The organism is Nocardioides sp. (assembly GCF_035703625.1).
Classification (GTDB): Bacteria; Actinomycetota; Actinomycetes; order Propionibacteriales; family Nocardioidaceae; genus Nocardioides.
This window is the reverse complement of record NZ_DASSXS010000182.1, coordinates 1-3,477: the sequence shown is the minus strand read 5'-3', so window position 1 is coordinate 3,477 and position 3,477 is coordinate 1. Positions and strand designations below refer to the sequence as shown.

General features: G+C 70.6%; 6 protein-coding genes. All 6 read left to right on the top strand.

What is annotated here, in order from left to right:
* Nucleotides 1–354 (top strand): hypothetical protein (locus VFN12_RS08915; RefSeq protein ID WP_325118292.1); only part of this gene is annotated, 354 nt, incomplete at its 5' end.
* Between the two features lie 122 nt (nt 355–476).
* Nucleotides 477–1,178: a hypothetical protein gene (locus VFN12_RS08910; protein WP_325118291.1), complete on the top strand. Its 702-nt coding sequence runs from the start codon at nt 477–479 to the stop codon at nt 1,176–1,178.
* A complete protein-coding gene (locus tag VFN12_RS08905; RefSeq protein WP_325118290.1) occupies nt 1,178–1,702 on the top strand; it encodes a SigE family RNA polymerase sigma factor in 525 nt (174 codons plus the stop codon). The genes VFN12_RS08910 and VFN12_RS08905 overlap by 1 nt, the downstream gene beginning before the upstream one ends.
* Nucleotides 1,703–1,725: 23 nt before the next feature.
* Nucleotides 1,726–2,256: a GNAT family N-acetyltransferase gene (locus tag VFN12_RS08900; RefSeq protein ID WP_325118289.1), complete on the top strand. Its 531-nt coding sequence runs from the start codon at nt 1,726–1,728 to the stop codon at nt 2,254–2,256.
* Nucleotides 2,257–2,416: 160 nt separating this feature from the next.
* Nucleotides 2,417–2,710, top strand: coding sequence for a co-chaperone GroES (gene groES / locus VFN12_RS08895; RefSeq protein ID WP_325118288.1), 294 nt, complete (start codon nt 2,417–2,419; stop codon nt 2,708–2,710).
* Nucleotides 2,711–2,788: 78 nt separating this feature from the next.
* Nucleotides 2,789–3,477 (top strand): chaperonin GroEL (gene groEL / locus VFN12_RS08890; protein ID WP_325118287.1); only part of this gene is annotated, 689 nt, incomplete at its 3' end.

The window sequence follows — 3,477 nt, the reverse complement described above, 5'->3', positions numbered from 1 at the left end:
GACCGCGCCGGCGCCCGCGCCCACCTCGACGCGGGGATGCGGCTGTCGCTCAAGACCGGCGACCACGCCAACCTGGCCTACTTCCTCGACGCGATGGCGGTGCTCGAGGCGGCCGAGGGCATCCACGCGCGGGTGCCGCTGCTGCTCGGGGCGGCGCAGGGGATCCGGGAGACGGTCGGTGCGCGGGGCTACGGCTTCTACCGGCCCGACCCCGGGGCGGGAGCCGCGGCCGAGGCCGAGGCGCGTGCCCACCTCGGTGCCGACCGGTACGACGACGCGCTGGACGTGGGCCGGGGACTGCGCCCCGAGGAGGCCGTGTCGCTGGCCGTGGGGGAGCGCGCCCCCGTGGGCTGACCACGCGACCCGTACACCTCTCGTACATCTCGCACTGTCTGTGGTTCGGGCCGGTCCGCGGCCCGAGGGTTGGGAACGCGCACCGGACCCGGTGCCGTTCACCTCACCACAGGAGTTCCACCGTGACCACCACCGTCCTCACCCCCGGCTCCACCCACGCCGCGGAGCGCGCGTCCGGGACGTCCCGGCGCTGGCAGCTCGCAGGCCTGGGCGCGGGCGTCGCCGGCATCGGATCGATCGTCGGGAGCAGCCTCTCGGGCGCCGTCTACGAAGACCGGATCGCCGGCGACGCCGTCGCCATCACCGACCGGCTGGCCGAGATGACCTCGCAGATCATGTTCTTCCACACCGCCACCATGGTCAGCTGTGCGCTGCTCGTGGTGTTCGCCGCGGGTCTGCAACGTGACCTCCGGCAGCGGCTGGGGTCCGACAGCCTGCTGCCGCAGGTCGCGTCGTACGGGCTCCTGCTCACGGCCGTCGCGCTGCTGATGGGCGGCGCCCTGACCACGGAGTTCGTGTTCGGCGTCGCCGACCCGGACCAGATCGTCCCCGAGGTCGCTGTCTTTTTCGGGCACTGGATCGGGACGGTTCCGTGGCTCTGGGGTGGCGCCGGCCTGACCGGGCTCGTCGTGGCGATCGCAGCGCTCCGGCACCGCAGCTACTCGCGGTTCGTCGGGTGGACCAGCGTCGTGCTGGGCGGCCTGGCGGCGTTGTTCTTCGTCAGCCCGCTGCAGTACATGGCGGGGATGGTCGGCCCGATCTGGCTGACGATCTTCGCCCTCGCCCTGCTGCGGTCCCGCCCCAGGGTCGCCGAGGAGTCGTGATGTCGCACTCCAGCGCCGAGCCCGCCGTCGAGTTCGCCGACTTCGTCCGGGAGCGTCGTCCGGCACTGCTCCGGGCCGCGTACGCCATCGCGACCAACCCGGACCTGGCCGAGGACCTGTTGCAGACGGCCCTGGCCAAGGTGGGCTCGCGCTGGAGTGCCATCCACCACGGTGCGGCGGATGCCTACGTCCGCCGCACCATGGTGAACCAGCAGGCGAGCTGGTACCGGCAGAAGTGGCGGCGACTCGAGGTCGTCACCTCCGACCTGCCCGAGCCCACCCCGGGCGAGCGGGCCCGCTCCGGTCAGGGTCGAGGCGACCTGCAGCTGTGGCCGCTGGTCGCCGCTCTGCCGCCCAGCCAGCGATCGGCGGTGGCCCTGCGCTACTTCGAGGACCTCTCGGAGGCAGAGACCGCCCGCGTCCTGGGCTGCTCGATCGGAGCCGTGAAGTCCAACACCAGCCGCGGCCTGGCCACCCTGCGCCGGCGTGCGGCCGAGACCGGGTACGCCGACCTGGTCGGCTGACCCCCATCACCGAGAGGAACCCCATGAACACCACGACCACCTGGCTGCCCGAGGACTTCGAGCACCCGACCCGCGTGCTCCTGCCCTTCGGCCACCACCTGCGGCCGATCCGCGCCGACGACGTCGACCTGGACATGATCGCCGTCATGGGCTCCCAGCCGCGGCTCTGGAGCATCTACGGCAAGGCGTGGGGCTGGCCACCCGCGACCATGACCCGGGAGCAGGACCGCGAGGACCTCGCCCACCACGCCGCGGAGATGGAGACCCACGAGTCCTTCAACTACGCGCTCTTCGACGCCGACGAGACCGCCCTGCTCGGGTGCGTCTACATCGACCCGCCGGAGAAGGAGGGCGCCGATGCCGAGATCTCGTGGTGGGTCGTCGACGAGTGCGTCGGAACCGACCTCGAGGCCGCCCTCGACGACCTGGTGCCGCGCTGGATCGCCGCGTCGTGGCCGTTCGCGAGGCCGCGCTACGTCGGCCGGGACCTCACCTGGGACGAGTGGCTGGCCCTGCCCGATCTTTCCGGTCCGGGGCCCACTGGCACTCCATAGGTGCGAGTGCTAAGTTCTGACTTGGCACTCTCAGCCCGAGTGTGCCAGCGCTTGCGACCAGGTGCGACCCCCGCGACGGCGTACCGACACCGCAGGCCCAAACGTCCGGGGGACTTGTCCCCCGTCCCGTCAGAGACACGAAAGTGGAGGTCGATCAAGAGTGTCGATCAACATCAAGCCCCTCGAGGACCGCCTCGTCGTCAAGCCCCTCGACGCCGAGCAGACCACGGCTTCCGGCCTGGTCATCCCCGACACGGCCAAGGAGAAGCCCCAGGAGGGCGAGGTGCTGGCCATCGGCCCGGGCCGCATCGACGACAACGGCAACCGCGTCCCGCTCGACGTGAGCGTCGGCGACAAGGTCATCTACAGCAAGTACGGCGGCACCGAGGTGAAGTACGCCGGAGACGAGTACCTCATCCTCTCCGCGCGCGACGTGCTCGCGGTCGTTTCCTGATTTCCCACCGGGTCGTGTGCCTGAGAACCACCTCCGGGTGGCTCCCGGGCACACGACCCGAACTCTTTGAGGAGAGCCATGCCCAAGATTCTTGAGTTCGACGAGCGGGCTCGCGCCGCGCTCGAGCGGGGCGTCGACACGCTCGCCAACACCGTCAAGGTGACGCTGGGTCCCAAGGGGCGGTACGTCGTCCTGGACAAGAAGTGGGGCGCCCCGACGATCACCAACGACGGCGTGACCGTCGCCCGGGAGATCGAGCTGGACGACCCGTTCGAGAACCTCGGTGCGCAGCTGACCAAGGAAGTCGCCACCAAGACCAACGACATCGCCGGTGACGGCACCACCACCGCCACGGTGCTCGCCCAGGCGATGGTCCACGAGGGCCTGCGCGCGGTCGCGGCCGGCGTCAACCCGATGGGGCTCAAGCGCGGCATGGACGCCGCCGCGGGCGCCGTCAGCGACGCGCTCAGGGAGGCCGCCCGCGAGGTCGACTCCAAGGAGGACATGGCCGCCGTCGCCACGATCTCCAGCCGCGACAGCCACATCGGCTCGCTCCTCGCGGAGTCCTTCGACAAGGTCGGCAAGGACGGCGTGATCACGGTCGAGGAGTCCAACACCATGGGCACCGAGCTGGAGTTCACCGAGGGCATGCAGTTCGACAAGGGCTACATCTCGGCGTACTTCGTCACCGACGCCGAGCGCATGGAGACCGTCCTCGAGGACCCCTACATCCTCCTGCACCAGGGCAAGATCTCCGCGGTCGCGGA

What these genes read in the sequence shown, in the direction of transcription:
- VFN12_RS08905 (WP_325118290.1), top strand. Translation starts at nt 1,178, where the DNA reads ATGTCGCACTCCAGCGCCGAGCCCGCCGTCGAGTTCGCCGACTTCGTC.
- VFN12_RS08900 (WP_325118289.1), top strand. Translation starts at nt 1,726, where the DNA reads ATGAACACCACGACCACCTGGCTGCCCGAGGACTTCGAGCACCCGACC.